Here is a 17413-nt window from a genome sequence, read left to right as displayed (position 1 = left end):
TGGGTTCTCCGAATTACGTGGTCGGCGCGCGGGATCGGGCGCATACTTGTGGTGCTGGGGTGGCTTCTTGGACGGGAGGAAGCGATGGAACACCTTGACCGTCGCCGTGCGCTTCTCAGTCTGGTTGTTGCCGCCGCACTTGGCCCAGTGGCGCGAGCCGCCGCTCAAACGCCTGGCCCAACCGAGGGAAAGGAAATTGCCCCCGGTGTCCGGCGCATTGATCATACGAAACGCGACACGATGATCCAAGGCTACAAAACGGTGTCGATGCGGGACCATGTCTACCAACCCGGCGCGACCACGAGCGGCAATACAATGCCCAACGATATGGTCTGCCACATGCTGGAGGGCGAGCTGACCGTCGACACGGGTTCGGGGGACAATGTCTACAAAAAGGGTGACGTATGGTCGTGCGCCAAAGGGATGCCGGAGCGCAGCAAAAACACCGGCAGCACGGCTGCGATCATGCGGATCATCGACCTGCTACCCGCATAGCATCAAGCCCCGTAGAAGCGCAGCTTCTGTCTGACTTTGGATAGAATAATCCTCACCCGCGGCAGCCAAGCTTCGAGGCGAGGTTGGTATGGTCCACCCTTTGTTTCGTCTGGAATTCCGGACGTGATCAGCGCATCGTGGGAGCAGTGCGGCCGCTGCCCCACCACGACAGGCGGTGGCGTACGACTTAGTCAAACGGCCCCTAAGCGGGAATCCGCAAGCTCGTGCAGCAGCACGTCCAGCATTGGAGAGGTTGTATGGTGAAACTCAAGCTCATCACAGCACTGATACCAGGATTGTTCGTCTTACCCTCGCTCGCGATGGCGCAGCAAACCTTCGTCGTTAAGCCTCTGGTCGAGAAAAAAGTGATGGCACTGCCGTCTGGCGACTTGTTTTGGCGCATCGATAATTTCGAAACCAAGGAGCAGGCTCAGGCGGCCGCCGGTCCGATGGGACTGGTGGCAGAGGCTAAAGGCAAGGTTTGGCTCTTCACGCTCGGCCTCGTGGGAGAAGCCTCGAAGGGTGGCACGCGGGTTGCAGAAATTGGACCGCTCCCTCAGACCCATGCAACGCAATACCTCTTGCGGGTCAACGAAGCAGGCGGTCCTTCGGGCAGCGTCACGGCCGTACACACCCATCCCGGGTCGGAGGCGTTTTACGTCATCAGTGGGGAGTTGACGCAAAAGACGCCACACGGTGTCGTCCGTGTCGCCGCTGGCCAGACCACGGTCGGGCATGGTGGCGATATTCCGATGCAGGTGTCGAGCAGCGGCTCAATCGACTTGCAAGAGTTTGCCCTGTTCGTCGTGGACGCGGACAGGCCATTTTCATCACCGGCACAGTTGCCCTGACGTGCTGTTTTTGCTGCAGTCCTTGGTTGGGCATCCCACAATACGAGTGACGAGCCCATGTGACAGACTTACAAGTCGTCGGGATGCTTGTAGCGGGTTCAGCCTATGCCGAGACGTGTCTCAACCACTGGCCAAGACCTCATCACGCAGCTGGAGGCGTTAAAAGCAGCAGAATGTGACCCGATTCGCGCTGAGAAGCGCAGCGGCTCTTCGAGATCGGGCCGCGACGAGTCCTACTTGCTTTCATCCGGAAGGGCGACATTCTGGTCGTAACAAGAACGGATCGCTTGGCTCGCTCAATCGGGGATCGTCAGGACATAGTTCACGAGCTGAAAAAGCTAAAGGCGCCCACTTGAAATTGCTCGAGCAGCCGATCAACACCAGCACCGCGGCCGGCAAAGCATTCCTGGATGTGCTCGGGGTGTTCGCCGAATTCGAGACCAACCTGCATCGGGACCGCCAGATGGAGGGGCTTGCGAATGCTAAAACCGCGGGCGTCTACAAGGGCCGCAGGAACGCGACTTGATGGGAACGGTTAACCCCGATATCTCGCGGGAGCTAAACCATGCCAAAAGAGCCGATCAACCCTGAATTCGAATTGCCGACTGAGAAGCAACTCGACCGCGGCGTTRAAGAGTCATTCCCGGCGAGTGATCCGGTCTCTGTCGAAGTCAGCAAGTATGCTCCCGGCGACGGTCCAGGAAATAATAGCAAGACGGGTGCCGATAAAGCTGCCGATCCGAGTCCCTTGAGCCATATGGCCAGCGTTGCGGGTGAGGCGTTCGCCGAGGCGAGACCAGTGGTCGGTGAGGGCCTTGTAAGGGCCGAAAAGACATTGAGGGCCAACCCGCTTGTGGTAGCGGCAATTGCAGGCTTGGTTGGACTTGGAATAGCAGCAATCGTCTATGAGAGAATGTCACAACCCAAGAAGCTCAAACGGCGGGCATACGGCGCAAGCGAGATCTTCTAGAGCCTTACTCGCTATTATCCCAAGAGCGCCTCGCATCCTTGTCAGTTCGCGGCGTCAGAAGCGTTCCGGACGGCCGTCGCCGCAGTCGAATCGCGCGTAATCCGGAACGATCTGGGATCGCAATGCTGGCCTGTGGTGTCGGAATGAGGATTCCAAAGTGGCCGAACTCAACGGAGAGAGGGCCATGCTCAACCCGGGGATCGGGGCTCAACGACACAAGAGACCTCAGCCGCGATCTCAAGCTCGTTAGCAGGTGATAGTCGGCTATCGCCGCCGGCGCTGGCGTTGACCTCGGAGAAGCTCGTCAACAATGCGAGGCACCTGCTCTCCGGATTGAGCCACCGTTGCCAATGCTGGCTTTAGACGCTGCGGATATTCCTCGCGCCCTTGTCAGGCTCCGTCCTGAGCAGCGCCTTGAAGTCGACCGCCTTGCCCTTGGCCTCGATCTTCTGAGCCCGGCGCTGGGTAGCCTCTAGAAGAGCTTTCTGCGACGAGGGCATACCCCATCGCATCAACGTCAGCTCACGACCGTGCGGCGTGTTTTCGCAAGACTGGCGCCGAGTAGTCGGGGAAGATGTCGGGAAATGGTGGAAGGTTGCCGGTGGTATCGGGGCGACCCGAAACAAATCGCGAATCGCTTGATGACTTTTAGTGACGGAGTAGAGACTGCACTGAACCGAGCGACAGCCAAGCTCAAGCCCTCGCGCACCCTCCGGAACTCCCCGTCCGCATATTTGATACACGCGGGTGCAGTGACTCCACGCACGCGGAGCGACCCGGCCAATCCCGGAGTGGTGAATGCGCTCCCGGAACCGGACCTTAGCCGCAGCCGTTTCTAACCGGCAAAGAAGGGTCGTATGATGAGGATGGTCATCGAATTAGCGCTGGCAGGCGCAACAGCATCAGGGGCTCTCGCGGCGGACTTTCGGCAAACAACATACGTGCCATACACTGTTTCCGAGGAAGTAATCGTGCCTCGTGGACCGCGCTATGCCATCACAACACGACATTCCAGGTGTGTTTCTTGTCCACGTGCCAGTCTCCCTTTCAACCGCCTCCGCAAGCCCTGGCAGGCGCAACTTCCCTTCGGCGGACTCCGCTATTGCCCTTGATCTCCCGTCTGCCACCGCGCGGGACCAGACGGTCAAAGCCTCAGGATGAGCGTCAACGGGAAGGTCAGTTGATAACCAGATTACGAATCTGGTGCACTGTCCGAGGTCCGGCGGGTTGCTTGACGGCCGGACTAGCCACCTTCCAAGGTGAAGCCAGCCTTGATCGTCACTTGGTAGTACTGAACCTTGCCATCTTCGATATGACCGCGGGTTTGAACAACCTCGAACCATCGCAGGTTATTCAAGGTCGTACTCGCGCGATTGATCGCAGTTTGAATAGCGTCTTCGATGCTGGTCTCGGATGAGCCGACAATTTCAACGATTTTGTAGACATGGTTGCTCATCGCGCACTCCCGCGTGGCTCGTCATGACTGGGAAATAGCGCAGTTAGCCAACAAGGCGAATGAGCAGCCTAGAGAAACTTAGGCCTGCCATCGGACTTAAGTGGTGTCTGCACAAGGTGGCGTGCGGCTGGTGCCGGACCGCGTCCGGAATACCCGAATCTGCAACAGCTGCTACCGGGACTGCCAAGCCTCGCAGGACCTACCGTAGCGGTCCCGGTCATGGCGCTGATAACAGCCCGGTCCCGCCCTTACATGCGGGAGCTAGGCCAACTAATGCAGCACCGGCGCAGTTCGGAAAAGGAGGCAAGATGTTGTGCGTCGTGCCCTGCGGCCAAGGGCTTAAGCTCATGTGTCCCAAATAAAGGGCAAAGGCGCCTAGCGCCGCCAATGCTGGCAGGTAGGCTTGCCAAGAAGTGACAGAGTTCACGGCCAGGAAATAGCGATTCGATATGTCCCCGAAGCGATGCTTGAGTCGCTGCAGTTCAACTTCAGGGTCGCAGACGGAGCAACTGCGCCGATTGTTAGTCAGGTTTTTCATGAGGTTGCCTTGGCAGGCCGACCCAATGCACCGGCACTCGGGAGATACAGAACCCCTCCTCTTGCAGCCGCCGTGGGTTTGCGTCCGCCGACTGGTCATGCACCAATGCTCCGATATTCCACCGGAAGACCTAAGCGGACGCTGCTGCAATCCCGTGTTTCATGCCCTTGCTGATGCCGCGATCCGTGTACACGACAGTCGCATCGGCGACGCGCCCCCAGACGAGAGCTACGTCAATGCTCTGCTGCCGCTCGGGCACGTTGTCGTCAGGAATGCCATTTTCTGTGTAGAGGAGGTGGCTCGCAAGCGGGGCCTCGCCGCGTCGTAGACTGTCTTGCACAGCAGCTCGCGCATAATCAATATTTGCTTCTTGATCGCACGCGTAAGGTGACTCAACTATTACCAGTCTCATGTTACTGCCCTCATGGGCTCGTTGTAGTTTGCAGTGACTCCCTTTACTCGCCGCAATAATAGCATATTTGGGGGGAGACTCCGCCTTACTCTTTGTGGGAGGTATTAGCGCGAGCCGGGCCCACGGCGGGCATCGTGGCCTTGCCTGCGGTGCTCACCCCTGTTTCATGGTTTCTTCAACCGCAGCGTATAAAACGCCGCAGCCCTGCCTCATCGTGTGCGGTTGGTGAGGGATAGGCGGGCGGTTGAAAATCCCCGCCGAACGCATAGTCAGCGGCCCGCGCCATGCTCGCGCAAGGCGCGATTTTCGAACTCGATATGGTAGCTTTCTCTGAGGACTTTCGGTGGCGCTACGGACCATCCTCGCGGGCTCCACATCTGCGCGCAGCCCGCGAGCCGGATTCCGCGTAGAACCGCAGAGAATTGACCGAGAACAACAAGGCCGGTGTCGTTTGCAACAGGGTGCTGCCACACGTCGAAGTCAGTGATACGAATCTGCATTGTGGTCCTTGTGTCAGAGGCGTAGGCGGTGCCTGGCGCTCCGGGCAACGCACGTCTGCTGATTGAAGCCCTCAAATGGGCTTCTCTGTGGTTCTTTCGCCTGCGGGGCTTTGATCTTCGAACGCTCGGTCGGGCCGAAGCCCAACTTGTTCAATGCTCCGACAAGAATCGACACCTTGCTCGACGGCATGTCGCCCGCCCGAAATTCCGCCATCAGTTGCGCCACAATCTCGACCTGCAGACGGTCGGCGCCGGTTAGCCGGAGTCTGCCTTCGCGGGTCATCTCTGCCCACACGACTTGCGCGTCTTCCTTCAGATGCTCCGGGGGCTCGCCGACTTTCGTCTCGGGCTCGGGTTCTGTTTGCCCGCGCAGCGTCGCGCTGCGGGCGATTCTTGAAGCCACCTCGGAGTTCCAAGGTCGCCGTCGGCGTCCTCGGACGTGCCATTATTGCAATTCCTCATTTTGGTTGCGCAAAAGCTTCACCCCCAAGACCGGTTAACTGCCCCACCGCCGTGGAGACTCGACCTACCCCTCCACCTTCGATGGGGTCGTGGGGGCCGTGCGGTTGCTCGTGGCAGGCATTTGTGAACCGACAGCCTACCGCCTAGCTGCCTTGCCTGTTACCTCTTGCCTCTTGCCTCTGCTCCACGGCGGCGGGCAACTCGAAGACGCCGAGCAGGTTCTGCGAGCCCGCACCATTCTGGTCACGCTCGAGCCCCTATCTGAGGGCGGCCTCGAAGGGGTGACGACCGGCAGGTCCTGCATCGCCAATGCCTATAGGATCAATCAAAATCTGATCGACTTAGGGAAAATCGACGCTGTGAGGGGTCTGGCGCTCCATGCGGTGGATGCGGTTGGAATTGTTCACCTGCGATCATGCGGATGCGGGCGTTGCTGCTGCCGATCCAGACTCCCGTGTTCGGCGGACATTGAGACGATGGACAGTTCATCGCACGTCTTGGGCGGATCGCTCGTTCGAGCTGTTCTGATTACTGACGCTTTATGCTTTGGCCTCAAATGCGCATTGAAGGGCATACTTGCCGTTGCCGTGGTGATCGCATCGTCCTAAGCCGGCTTTGCGCTTTGGTATCGCCTGCCCACGCCGGTCCTCGCGAGAGCCCCGCCGCAGATATATTTGGCCTTTTCGGCTTAGCCACGATCATCTCGCTTCTCACGCATCGGCGCGGAGATTGCACATCATAATGAGCTTCGGCTCCGAAGGTGGGAAGTGTCTCGCCTGATCCATCGAAGTTCGCCGACGCAACGGTGGCGAGCTCTCGCCATAGGTGGATCTCCTCACGACGAGCGCGATGTAGTGGGCATCGCTGCGCAAGCCCGATAATGCCTTGTCGGAATCAGCGTGCGACGATCGGGCGCCTGATTGTTTGCCTCTCACATCGGGTGCAGTCACATGTGCGCCCTGTTAATGCGGCTCATGTAAGCACCTGTTCTGATGAATCCGCAGATCACGCCCCTGCAGGTTAACGCGCTCGAAGTTCTGATTGTGCTAGAGTGTTATCTGCTTGCTCAACTAAACGGGTGAGCGCGTTGATGTGGAGGGGACTTCCTGCTCCACCCATCCTGATCCAGCCCGGAGGGTCACTTGCCGGGAAGCTCTGGTCAGAGTCGCGGTCGACCGGATCATAGCTCTCACCGGGGGCGTGTGCGGTCAAGGTCGTGACGATGTCGATCCCCGAGGTAAGCATTCCAACCAGCGGGCACATGTCTGCAACCTTGAGGAGGAGGTCGCGTTGGGCGTCCGTGAGTGGCCCGACAAGTTCAACGCTGCGCTCGATGCGGTCGGAGATCTTTTCCGATGGGTGCCCGTCCGCACCTTTCGGGTAAGTTTGAGAATGGGTGAGCCGCACAACTACTTGTTCGAGAGGCCACGACTTTCGCCGAGCGAAGGCTCCCACAATCATTGACGTACACGCCCCGAGCGCCGCCAGAAGGTACTGATAGGGATCAGGACCGGAGGCTTGTCCGCCAGCGCTCAAGGGCTGATCGGCATGCAGGGTATAGTCACCGACGAAGATCACTTGTCCGAACGCAGTGTGCTCCAGGTTCGTTACGATGGCCCTATTGCTGCTACCTTCTGCCTCGCGCTCGAGTGGGCCCAATGGAGTGATCTGCATCTGCGACCTCCTTCAATGCGAAAACATCGCTTCGGTACTTTCAAACTGTGAGCGGTCTCGGCAGCATGCCTAGTTAAATACCATACCACTTCTCGCGGTTTCGCGCCTTTGTTTGGCAGCCGCTACAAGAGATTTCGCAGGCGCTGTCACATTAGACAAAAGTCTTTGGTTTGGTTTTCAGAAAATCGAGCGCGTCGCGCCAGTTGCCTCGCTTGACGGGTAAGACGAACTCTCATGACAGCGTGGCCGGATTAGACCAGCAGCAGGCCTCGGGCAAAGAAGCGCAGCAGTATCAGGACGTTGGGTGGGGCCGGACCGTCCGGCGCCTAGTGAGCGCGGCCCTCTGTGCATGAGCTTGCATCTATTCACCTGCCTTGCCATGCCGCACCCGCGCGAATTTCAGTCGTCGGCTCCGGCCGGAGCGCCGGATCACATGATGGTCCAGAGCTTCGGTAAGCCTGTCACGCATATGAGGGTCTGCCTTGTTTGGGCCTGAAACGTCAGCCCCGTCCTCCCTGTCGATAGGCCGCAAGATACTCAGGGACGATGGTCTCCAGCGCTTGAGGCTCGACACCAAGGTCACCAAGCGTCGGCGCTGAGCCGCTGACCACCTTGTGCGTTCGCAGCAGCCGGACCTGATCGCGGGTGAAGGGCGCGTCGGGAAACACTTGCAGCAGCCCGCCCAACACTTCAGCGGCCCAGAACGGTATAGGCACCAGCAGGGGTCGGGCGCTGATCGTGGCACAGATAAACGCGAGCAGATCTTTAAAGGTATAGACCCGGGGCCCCCCGAACTCGTAGGTGTTCCCGCGGCTGGCAGGGCTCGCAAGAATGGCGGCGAGCCCAGTGACGACGTCCCCGACATAGACGGGCTGAAACTTCGTTTGGCCGCCGCCAATCAGAGGCAACGCCGGCAGCCGTCGCGCCAGCGCGGCGAAGCCGTTGAAAAAGTGATCGTCAGGTCCAAAGACCAAGCTGGGCCGGATAACCGTCACCTCGGGGAAAGCGGCGCGCACTGCCTCTTCGCCGGCCGCCTTGGAGCGATCCGCAAGCGCCGGTGCGGTGCGGCTGGCCCCCAGCGCTGAGATGTGAACGAGTTGCGTTACGCCCAAGCGCTTGCAAGTGGCGGCCACACGGCGAGCCCCGTCCTCATGGATGGCCGTGAAGGTTTGCGGCGCCGCCTGCGAGAGAATGCCTACCAGATTGATAACCGTGTCGGCCCCCTGGATTGCCGCCCAGACGCCTTCGTCATTGAGAATGTCCGCCTCGATGTGTTGGACCCGGGCTTGCCTCAGAGGCTCGGCCCTTTGGGGCGGATGGCGCGCCGCGACCGATATTAAGGCCCCGGTTCTGGCGAGATGGTTGACCAGATGCCGGCCGATAAATCCAGACCCGCCGAAAACCGTGACCTGTTGCATCGCTGCGTCGCCTTTGACAGGCGTCGCCTGGGCGGAGCGCCGCACCGTGGCCATTCGAATGCTGTCGGCGTCGTAGCCCTGCCACCTCAATACCATGTTTTTCGCTCCGAAGGTCCGGAAGTGGCACGCGGCGGTCGTTCTTGCTGCGTCCGCTTAAGCCTCSGATCCGGACCCTCTCAACGAAGGCGGCTCGTCGTTGAGCCGCCCCCTGGGGTTCAGATTTCAACCTGTTCCGCGATCGTGAGCGCATCGTCGACGTCGATGCCGAGGTAGCGTACGGTACTCTCTATCTTGGTATGACCTAGCAGGAGTTGAACTGCCCGGAGATTGCCCGTTCGTCGGTAGATCATTGAGGCCTTCGTACGCCGCAGAGAGTGCGTGCCGTARGCGAGGGGATCTAGACCGACCATCTGAACCCATGATCCCAGCAGACGGGCATACTGACGCGTCGTCATCGGCCTCGTGCGGTCAACTCTGCTTGGAAAGAGCGGCTCGCCCCGTTGCAAGTTCTTCTTCTCGAGCCAGCGCTCCACCGCCTCGCGCGTCTGCTCTGTGATCTCGAACTGCACGGGCCGACCCGTCTTCCGCTGTATCACGGTGGCGCGGGAGCGAACCTTTCCATTGAGCGCCACATCGTCGACTCGGAGCGCAACTAGGTCGCAGGCGCGCAGCTTGCYATCGATCGCTAAGTTGAACAAAGCCAAATCCCGGGTCCGCTTTGACACTTGGAGCCTGATCCGTATGGACCAGATCTCCCTGACTTTGAGGGGTGGTTTGGGTCMGATCATTTTCCCGCGGTTCCACGGGGCTCTGGCTCGGTTCATATGAATGACAGAACGGTCTCGCATCGCAGTGCTCCTGAAACAAAGCCCCTGCGATAAAGCTTGGCTGTCGAGCCCGCCGGAAAACCACTTGGGCCGAAGCTCCAGGACGGATTCGGCAACTCCCCAGGGCGAACCGGACTTCGGCTCCCTTCACTCGAATCCAAGGTTTGACCCGTTGCGGTCGTCACCAGTCCTGAGCATCGTCCTGCCGATCTGCCTGGCACAGGGTGCTTCCTACCCACCTGCGAGGCAGGCGATCATCTGWTTTAGGCAGCCGTCCCCACCCGGAACACCGGCAGCGCCTGCTGCACGCCACGCAGCTGCGCCGTCTGCGGCTCCACCGTAAAACCCGCCAACCCGTCGCGAACACCGGTCGCGTCATAGACGTCTTGGCTCACAACGATTTCGTCCGCGTTGGCGAGGTTCTGTACGCGTGCGGCGATGTTCACCGTCTGCCCGAAATAGTCTAGCCGGTCGTTCAGCGTCACCGCGATAGCCGCGCCTGTGTGGACMCCGATCTTGAGGATCAGCGCCTTGTCGGGCTGCCGCTCGTTGAAGGAGGCGATCTCGCGGCGCATGTCGAGCGCCGCCTGCACTGCGTCAGCTGGCTCGAGGAACGCCGCCATCACCGCGTCGCCGATCGTCTTAATGATCGCGCCGTTGTGGCGGACTGTCACGTCCAGCAGGCGGTCAAAATGCTGCTGCACGAGCGCGAAGGCATTCAGGTCTCCGATMCGATCATAAAGCGCGGTCGAGCCCTTCAGATCGGTGAATAGGAGAGCAATGTCCTTGACGCGGAGCCCCTCGCTGACGCGTGTCACCTCGGAGCGGAAGAGGTCGCGGAACGTCTGCGTTGTGAGCAGCCGCTTGCCCGAAAGAAAGGGCGCGAAGTGGAGTGGTGGCGGCCGGTCGACTCCGGGCGGCAGCTGGAGGAACCCGAACTCGAAGCGTTTGTCCGCGACGTTGGTCAGCTCGAAGATCACCTTGCCGCGCCCGACGGTGCCCGTGTTCGGGGTGCTGGACTCGAAGTCAAGACGGACTGCAATGCGTTGCTCGCCGGGCGGAAGCGCGGGATCGACAATAAAATCGATTCCTGCATTGCTGTCGGARCTGCTGCCATGCAAGGCGCCGGCCTCCGCGCTGATCTCAAAGGCGGTCGTCTTGCCCGGCTCGACATAGGCCAAGGCGCGGCTCAGCATCTCCCGCATCTTGATGAAAGGCGTGCCGTCCGGGATCAAACCCTCATTCGCCGACCTGTAGCGGTAAAGMTAATCCTCCGCCGAGAGCGTCTCTGGATCATGATAGACGATGCGGCGGATCGCCGGGTTCACGGTGAAGGTGATCGCGATCATGTCATCGAGAGCCGCCACCAATTCCACATGGCAATGGGTGCAGCGGCAGTGACTGCGGAGATTCTTGAGCGCCCGAAAACTGTCGATGACGCACGAGCAGATCGGGCAGATCAGGATCCAGGTCATCTGGAAGAGACCGAGCGCGGCGGCATGGAGAAAGAGATCGATCGCCTCTTCCTCCCTGAGGCTCTTGTCGGTCGCRAATTTGATTGGATTGATGCGCAGGAGCTCCACGTCGCTCGCGGATCGGATGTRACTCTCGAGCTTGGAGACAAGCCGCGGRCTCCAGCTCCGCGCCGATTCAAGCGCCGCCAGCCGCTCCTCGAGGAGCTTTYCGTCAATCATTGCCATGCCCGATCTCACGAGTTYCTCGCTTGCAGCACGTGACTCTAGCACGGCGCAAAGCTTCCGTCGTTGAAGGTACGAAGGATTGTCAGGCAGGAGGTTGTCGGCACTGAACTCAATGACCGCTCTTGGCACGGAGCAGAAGTAAGCCAAACTTCCGCTCTGAGGTCGAATGCAGTCATGCGTGCCAAGCGCTGTAGTCAAGTTGCGGAAGGGTTTTGGGTACACAAAGCTGGTCCAAAGCGGGTTCGGCGCTCGCCCAATCTCATTGATTTTTCTGTATACTGTGCCGCTTGGTTTTCTTCCCCCAGCTCCACGACGGACCGCGGCGCCTGACGTTTTAGTGGAACATGAAGAAACGGATTGTCGGTTTTCACTTAGACGAAGAACAACAGTGGGTGGCTGAACTTGAATGCGGTCACTACCAGCATGTGCGCCATAACCCTCCATGGACTAATCGTCCGTGGGTTATTACGCAGAAAGGCCGTGACAAGGCGCTATGCAAGAAATGCGACGTCGGCGCGCCGCCGGTCTGAGCGGCGGGCGAGCCCGCTCTTCCCTCCAGCGCTCGTCCCGGTCATGGGCCCTCGAACCGATCAGGATCATCGGCTTCGAAGAAAATGCATCCTTGTCTTTGTTCCGGTCAGGATGTCGTTGGCGGCGCACCCACATGTCATCGTTCCCGGCATTCTCTTGGTCTTGTCCTTTCCTCGGCCACCATGCAGCACGTCGTCGCTACCGCCGTTGATCAACGTCCCGCGATTTAGACTGGGACTGGCTTGTGAATCGGAGGTTGGTTCGAATTTCTCGTCGGCCTTGTCGGTGACAACAGGTCTCAGATATTGGTCATAGAGGGCAGAAAGTGCCATGCCTCCAACGACTGCGGTTCCTACCACCAGATTGGAGTTCCGCATTCGCTTAAGCCCACATTTTTCGCATCCGCGCGGCGACATCCACTTGCGGAGCACGCGTGGTCGGAGGTGCAGTTTCAGCCGCCTCGCTCGACCAGTTCGTGCATGAAAAAAGCTTCAGGAGCTTTGAGGGAATGAAGCGCGTCCGCGGCGTATAGACATGCCTGTCGCCGCGCGGATGCTGGTTGTGAGTGAAGAATCGTTGCGGCATGACGAGGTGCAGATGATCCTTCGCCCGCGTCATGGCGACGTAGAGAACACGGCGTTCCTCATCGATCTCGGTCTTTGTCCCGGTCGAAAGATCACTGGGGATGCAGCCATCGACAGTGTTGAGGATGAAGACCGATTTCCATTCCTGGCCCTTGGCGGAATGAATGGTCGAGAGGATGAGATAATCGTCGTCGAGATGGGGGATGCCGGCCTGGTCGCTGGTGGCGTCCGGCGGATCGAGCGTCAGYTCCGTCAGAAAGCGTTCCCGCGACGGGTAGCCTGATGCGATCTGCACCAGTTGCAGAAGGTCGTCGTTGCGCACGATCGCATCCTCGTAGGTCCGCTCTAGATAGGGCTGGTACCAGTCCCGGACGAGCTCGATCTCGGCAGGCCAACCAATCGCACCCGGTTTGAGGTCGCGGAGCAGGGCGGTAAAGTGATCCCATGCCTCGCCTGTGCGCTGCGGTGGCGACAAGGTTGAGATCGTTGCGAGAGGGTCGGGCGCGTCGGTCATCGTGTTGATGATGTCGTTGGCCGAACGCGGTCCGATGCCGRGCAGGAGCAGCAGCACCCGAAAGGAAGAAATTTTGTCCCGGGGATTTTGCACGAAGCGAAGGGTGGCCAACATATCCTTCACATGGGCGGCGTCGAGAAACCTCAGCCCGCCGAACTTCTTGAACGGGATGTTGCGGCGCGTCAGTTCGACCTCCAAAGGACCGCTGTGGTGTGCGGTGCGGAACAGGACGGCCTGCTGCTTGAGATCGAGACCCTCTTCGCGATAGGCGAGAACCTGATCGGCCACATAATGCGCCTGATCCGCTTCGTCGCGAACGGTCACAAGATACGGACGCTCAGCGGAGATGCGGTCGGACCAGAGGTTTTTGGTGAAGCGTTCGCTCGCCTGTTCGATCACCGCATTCGCGGCGTTCAGGATCGGTTGGTTCGAACGATAATTCTGGTCGAGGGTGATGATCGAAGCGGCKGGTTGGAATTGGTCCGGGAAGTCGAGGATGTTGCGGACGGTCGCCGCTCGAAACGAATAGATCGACTGGGCGTCGTCGCCGACCACCGTCATCCCGTGGCCTTGCGGTTTGAGGCCGAGCAGGATGGAGGATTGGAGCCGGTTCGTATCCTGGTATTCGTCGACCATGACATAATCGAAGCGTCCGCCGAATTCCGCCGCCAGCAAGGGGTCGGTCATGGCCTGCGCCCAGTAGAGCAGSAGATCGTCGTAATCGAGGACATTTTGGACCTGCTTCGCCTCTACGTAGGCAGCAAAGAGYTTCTTGAGATCGCCTTCGAGCCCCGCGCACCGGGGAAAGAACCGCTTCACCGCCTCTTCGATCGGTGCCTCGGTGTTGATGACCCGGGAATAGATCGCACGGCAAGTCGCCTTCTTCGGAAACCGCTCATGGGTTTTTGAGAACCCCAATTCATGTCGAACGAGGTTCATCAGGTCTTCGGAGTCCCGCGCGTCGTGGATGGTAAAATCAGGGTTTAGCCCGATCTGCTCGGCGTGATGACGCAAAAGSCKTGCGCCGATGCCGTGRAAGGTGCCGGCCCAGGGAAGAAGGTGATGACCCGCTCCGTCACCCAGGGTCTTCCGGMAGATGCGCTGCACCCTTTGCGACATCTCGGCGGCAGCTCGACGGGAGAAGGTCATCAGGAGAATGCGGTGGGGGTCTGCACCATGGGCGATGATATGAGCCACCCGATGGGCGAGGGTGTTGGTTTTGCCCGARCCCGCGCCGGCGATGATCAGAAGCGGCGAGGCCATGGTGGACCGACCCTCGACCACGCCGTGTTCGACTGCCTGYCGTTGGTGGRGATTGAGGGTMTCRAGTGAGGACGCYGTACTGTTCAARGCCGAATCCTTCCRRGYATGGTCRAGAGTCTCAGATTCTGGGTTTGTTCGCAAACCCCGCGGTTTGCAGCGGCGAGCGTCACTTGCGGCTCCTGATGGAGTCGAGCAGCGTTCCGAGCGTCCGGCTCGCCGCGAGATTGTCGGCCTGGATGTAGTACTTCTCAGTCGTCGAGCGGTGGCGATGTCCGAGGAGGGCCGGGGCTGCCTGCGCCATCTCGACAGAGTCGTTGGCAAGGCTCGAGGCGGCGCAGTCCCGCAACAGATGCGGATTGATCGACGTGCCGAAGAGGCGCCTGGTCAGTCTGGTGATGCGGTCGCTAATCGATTGCTGATCGGTCAGCGCGCCGTCCTTGCCCATCCAGAGCCTTGAGGATTCGGCCGCCCCGGGAAACAGCACCCGCACTTCCGACAGGTAACGCTCCAGCCAGGGCAGGAGCATCTCAGGGACGTCGAAGGCGATCGGTTGCCTGGTCTTGGTCTCGGCGGCCGGAATGGTGATCAGCCAGGTGTGCTCGGTGCGGAAAAGATGGCGCTCCAGCTCGAGGCCGGCGAAGTTCTTCACCCGCAACGGACGGGCCGCCATGAGGGCGAGCATGAAGGCGTCGCGGTAGGCGAGCGCCTGCTTGATCGTCGTGACCGGGCAGGGGAGGCTCTCGAGCTCACGGAGGGCCGCCGCGACGATCTCGGCGGTCGGCCGCATGCGCGAGCGTTTGTCCTTGCTCGGTCGCGCGGTGATCTGGATGCGGTTGCAGACATCCTGCAGCCAGCGCCAGGAGCGGTCAGGGGCCATCGCCTGCAGCATGACCTTGAGACCGACCAGCATCGACAGGCGGGTGATCGGGGCGACGAGCGTCGCGAGATGCCGGTGGTAAGCCCGCACGGCGTCGCGGGTGACGCGGTCGGCCGGCGCGGCGTCGGCGTCAAGGGTGCCGGTCCACCTGAGAAACCCGAGCCAGCGACCATAGTGCTTGAGATTGGTCTGCCGGGTTCTGACCGCCCAATGGGCCTCACCGCCGCCATGATCGAAGAGATCGCCGGCGGTGAGGGCGGCACGCCAGAGCGCCTGATCGGCCGGGGGCCATTCATCGAGCGGCAGGGCCCGACGAACGGGATCGACGACGATGCCCATCACGCAGTCCCTCCGCGCGTGCGCCTGCCTTGACGGTTACGATTGGGCTGGACGTTCTTGATGTCCGCCTTGGTATCCGTCAGGAGACGATCGAGGTGGCGGCCGGCGGCCTTCGATTCGGTGCCGAGGTAATGCGCCATGGTGGTGTCGAGGCTGGTATGGCCGAGCACCCGCGAGACCGACAGATAAGCGCCGGGATCGCGTTCGACGGCGATCTTGGCGATCGCATGCCGGAACAGGTGGACGTTCATGTCGAGGCCCGCTCGTTGCCGCATCGCCTCGTAGATCGCCTTCGCCATGGACGTCTGGGAACGCGCCGGACGACCGTCACCCGGAAACAGGCACGGACCCTTTGCGCCCGGCAACAGCGGCCGGTGATGCTCGATGAAGCGGCGAAGCAACGCCGTGACCTGAGGATTGAGGTCGTGCTCGAGCGCCCGGTCGCCCTTCGTCCGCTCCGCCGGCACGAACAGAATGCAGCGGCCGTTGTCGATGAAGCGGAAATCCGAGAGCTCGAGCGTCCGCAACGTCGTGATTCGCAGGCCGCAGAAGATCAGGATCGCGACCGCCACCGCCCGCTCCATGCCCTTGGCTTTCCGGAAGGGGTTGGACTGCGACAATGCCCATGCCGCTTCCCGTTCGGGAAAGTGCAGGAGTCTTGCGACCTTCGCTTTGTTGTCGAACTGGGCGAGCCTCTGGCGGGTGCGATCTGTCGTCTGATGGCGCTTGCCGGCATCGAGCCGCCGGCAGATTACCTCGAGCTGCGCCAGCGTCACCGCGTCGAACCGGCAATGGTTCTTGCCGATCAGCCGGAGATTGCGCGCCAGGTTGTGGATGCGCTGGGTCTTGCCCCCACTCCTGTCATGGAAGAAGCGGAGGCCGGCCTTGAAGGCGTCGGGCTGCAGCAGAACAGCCAGCGACGTGATCTCCGCCAGAGCGTAATGATCAGATGCCACCAGCGCCGATGCAAAACTGCGAAAGGTATAGAGCCGGTGCGCGAGGGTCGCCGGGCGCAAGGGTTTGACGGGCGCATCCTCGTCGAGCGGGTCGGGATCGGACATCTTCTGGTGCCAGGTCGCGACATCAGCTTGGAAGCTCGCCGGAAAGTCGCCCAAGGGGCGGGCGAGCGGGATCTCCTTGTTCGGTTCACAAAGCTTCTGCTGCGGCCAGCCCAAAACATCCCGCACCGCGCCGTTCCACTTCGAGATCGTATTGCTGACGATCTCGGCCGGGTCCTTCACGAYCTCCTCGGCCTCGAGCGCCGCCTTGAACCCGGTCAGGATGTCCGGCGAAACGTCCTCGATTGAGAGCCCGACGCGCGARCAATARATGGCAAGACGATGGAGGGTCTGRCGATTGTAGGGCTTSTCGATRCGATCGAGCCGCTCGCGCCAGGCCGGCGTCATCGCAAAGCGCCGGGTGACCGGCAGATCCGGCTCGCCGTAACGGGACAGCGCCKGGATGRCGAGGGAGCGGATGTTGGCGAAGCTCTTGTCGGACAGCCCGAGTTGCGCCGCGCTCCTGGCGGCAAACAGCGTGCGCAGGCGGCGCGGACTGGCCTCGATTTTATCCAGCGGGGTGGCGAATACCTTCTCGATCCGGGCTAGACCGGACACCATGTCTCGCCGCTGGGTGGCGGTGAGGCTCGTATCGGCCTCCGCCTTGGCCTTGATATCACGAGAGACAGGGGCGCCGGGGAGAGGAAAGCGTCCGCACTCGTGACGATGGGCGACGTGACAGAGACGACGGCGTCGCGCCGGGTCCGCTTGGCGCGGGTCCGGATCGTGACGGCAGCCTTGCGACGCGGAGTCGCCGACACCGGCTCGGCATCAACTTCAACGTTGTCACTGCTGAGGAAATCGAAGCTCATCTGGGACATCGGGACCGTCTCCTTGGGACAATCAGGGTCTCGGGATGACAGGGGCGGACAGGGGGTCCGATTCGGGAGATAGCAGCTTTTTGGTCTTACGGAGTTCAACGAGTTCAACCGCCGGCGGTCTCC

The 17413-nt window shown here is 60.7% G+C and carries 15 protein-coding genes and 1 pseudogene; 5 read left to right on the top strand and 11 right to left on the bottom strand.

Translation table 11 applies throughout. The features are described from left to right. Positions 1–84 precede the first annotated feature (84 nt). From AC1DVM_RS09740 to AC1DVM_RS09725, 4 genes and pseudogenes are all read left to right on the top strand, one after another. A complete protein-coding gene (locus tag AC1DVM_RS09740; RefSeq protein ID WP_477254057.1) occupies positions 85–495 on the top strand; it encodes a cupin domain-containing protein in 411 nt (136 codons plus the stop codon). Positions 496–752: 257 nt separating this feature from the next. After that, entirely contained in the window at positions 753–1346 is a 594-nt protein-coding gene (locus AC1DVM_RS09735) for a cupin domain-containing protein (protein WP_477254055.1), read from the top strand. A 105-nt stretch (positions 1347–1451) separates the two neighbouring features. Next, positions 1452–1860 (top strand): annotated as a pseudogene (locus AC1DVM_RS09730) (recombinase family protein); the annotation flags it as partial. A gap of 51 nt (positions 1861–1911) precedes the next feature. Then, on the top strand, positions 1912–2316 hold the full coding sequence (locus tag AC1DVM_RS09725; RefSeq protein ID WP_477254053.1) for a hypothetical protein: 405 nt from the start codon (positions 1912–1914) through the stop codon (positions 2314–2316). Positions 2317–2675: 359 nt separating this feature from the next. Here the strand turns inward: AC1DVM_RS09725 and AC1DVM_RS09720 are convergent, their stop codons facing one another. The 8 genes from AC1DVM_RS09720 to AC1DVM_RS09685 form a co-directional block, all read right to left on the bottom strand. Beyond that, the gene (locus tag AC1DVM_RS09720; RefSeq protein WP_477254052.1) at positions 2676–2828 is read right to left on the bottom strand and encodes a hypothetical protein; all 153 of its coding nucleotides are present in this window, start codon (positions 2826–2828) and stop codon (positions 2676–2678) included. A gap of 731 nt (positions 2829–3559) precedes the next feature. Further along, on the bottom strand, positions 3560–3772 hold the full coding sequence (locus tag AC1DVM_RS09715; RefSeq protein WP_477254050.1) for a dodecin: 213 nt from the start codon (positions 3770–3772) through the stop codon (positions 3560–3562). A 668-nt stretch (positions 3773–4440) separates the two neighbouring features. Next, a complete protein-coding gene (locus AC1DVM_RS09710; protein WP_477254048.1) occupies positions 4441–4722 on the bottom strand; it encodes a DUF7768 domain-containing protein in 282 nt (93 codons plus the stop codon). Positions 4723–5235: 513 nt separating this feature from the next. Next, a complete protein-coding gene (locus AC1DVM_RS09705) occupies positions 5236–5625 on the bottom strand; it encodes a hypothetical protein (protein ID WP_477254047.1) in 390 nt (129 codons plus the stop codon). Positions 5626–6704: 1079 nt separating this feature from the next. Further along, positions 6705–7358, bottom strand: coding sequence for an OsmC family protein (locus AC1DVM_RS09700; protein ID WP_477254045.1), 654 nt, complete (start codon positions 7356–7358; stop codon positions 6705–6707). 500 nt (positions 7359–7858) lie between these two features. After that, a complete protein-coding gene (locus AC1DVM_RS09695) occupies positions 7859–8830 on the bottom strand; it encodes a complex I NDUFA9 subunit family protein (protein ID WP_477254043.1) in 972 nt (323 codons plus the stop codon). 161 nt (positions 8831–8991) lie between these two features. Beyond that, positions 8992–9624: a tyrosine-type recombinase/integrase gene (locus AC1DVM_RS09690; RefSeq protein ID WP_477254041.1), complete on the bottom strand. Its 633-nt coding sequence runs from the start codon at positions 9622–9624 to the stop codon at positions 8992–8994. A gap of 242 nt (positions 9625–9866) precedes the next feature. After that, positions 9867–11297 carry a DUF5939 domain-containing protein gene (locus tag AC1DVM_RS09685; protein WP_477254108.1) on the bottom strand — a complete coding sequence of 477 codons (1431 nt, stop codon included), beginning with the start codon at positions 11295–11297 and terminating at the stop codon, positions 9867–9869. Between the two features lie 350 nt (positions 11298–11647). On the opposite strand from AC1DVM_RS09685, the gene AC1DVM_RS09680 reads away from it, so the two are divergent. Further along, entirely contained in the window at positions 11648–11833 is a 186-nt protein-coding gene (locus AC1DVM_RS09680; RefSeq protein WP_477254040.1) for a DUF3565 domain-containing protein, read from the top strand. 382 nt (positions 11834–12215) lie between these two features. Here AC1DVM_RS09680 and AC1DVM_RS09675 read toward each other — a convergent pair whose 3' ends face one another. The 3 genes from AC1DVM_RS09675 to AC1DVM_RS09665 form a co-directional block, all read right to left on the bottom strand. After that, positions 12216–14282, bottom strand: coding sequence for an ATP-dependent helicase (locus AC1DVM_RS09675; protein ID WP_477254039.1), 2067 nt, complete (start codon positions 14280–14282; stop codon positions 12216–12218). Positions 14283–14361: 79 nt separating this feature from the next. Continuing rightward, the gene (locus tag AC1DVM_RS09670) at positions 14362–15411 is read right to left on the bottom strand and encodes a tyrosine-type recombinase/integrase (protein ID WP_477254106.1); all 1050 of its coding nucleotides are present in this window, start codon (positions 15409–15411) and stop codon (positions 14362–14364) included. Next, positions 15411–17030: a tyrosine-type recombinase/integrase gene (locus tag AC1DVM_RS09665; protein ID WP_477254037.1), complete on the bottom strand. Its 1620-nt coding sequence runs from the start codon at positions 17028–17030 to the stop codon at positions 15411–15413. The genes AC1DVM_RS09670 and AC1DVM_RS09665 overlap by 1 nt, the downstream gene beginning before the upstream one ends. Positions 17031–17413: the final 383 nt, after the last annotated feature.

It is taken from the genome of Microvirga sp. P4_A5, assembly GCF_056402495.1.
The sequence above is the reverse complement of the archived record's forward strand: the minus strand, read 5'-3'. Positions and strand labels throughout refer to the sequence as shown.